General features: G+C 41.3%; 1 pseudogene. It reads left to right on the forward strand.

Going from position 1 to position 687, the window contains the following annotated elements:
* The first annotated feature begins 12 nt into the window (after positions 1–12).
* Positions 13–526 (forward strand): annotated as a pseudogene (locus CIK04_RS28430) (hypothetical protein).
* Positions 527–687: the final 161 nt, after the last annotated feature.

Genomic DNA, 687 nt, shown 5'->3' on the forward strand with positions numbered 1-687 from the left:
AAAGGAATCACTATGAAACGCTTCGTTGTTGCTCTAATGCTAGCGTCTACATCATCTTTTGCATTGGCAGCGAATGACCAATGTTTGGCCCAAAAATACGATGCGTACATCGATGCATCACTAAACTGGTATTCAGATCTTGCTGAGCTCACTAGCAGCAATACCCAGATTTAACCGAAGTCAGCAACTGGTTTTAGAAGGTCGAAAACATCATTTCGAACTCAACCGAGCTGCCGTTCACTATTATCTTAAACATGACCCAAGCCGAGTATCCGTCGATAAACCGAATTGAAAGTTGGCTTCAGCTTGAATCAGAGTGATATTAAACATGTTGGCGAGTCGTAGCGATGAACTTGGTGAAATTGCACAACGCACGTTTAATGATCGTCAAGCAGCAAATCATGAGAAAAACTACGAACTTCGCTCTGCTTTCGCCGATCTATTGAGCCATCCTCAACAGATCGACACTGCCTTGTCGCGATACAATAAAGCTATCGCAAAAGTAGACGAAGTTAAGTGTCAATAAGCCTTTCCCTTTCTTTTCAGTAAACGATGATTTGTTAATTAAAACGGGACATTGTTCCCGTTTTGGTTTAGATTGTCTCGCTCGAACGACTACTATAATTAAATCGATTTGTTATATGGCAATGGAACAAAAAACCGCTGATGTCAGCTTTGATAGCCTAC

Source organism: Vibrio sp. 03_296, from assembly GCF_002265885.1.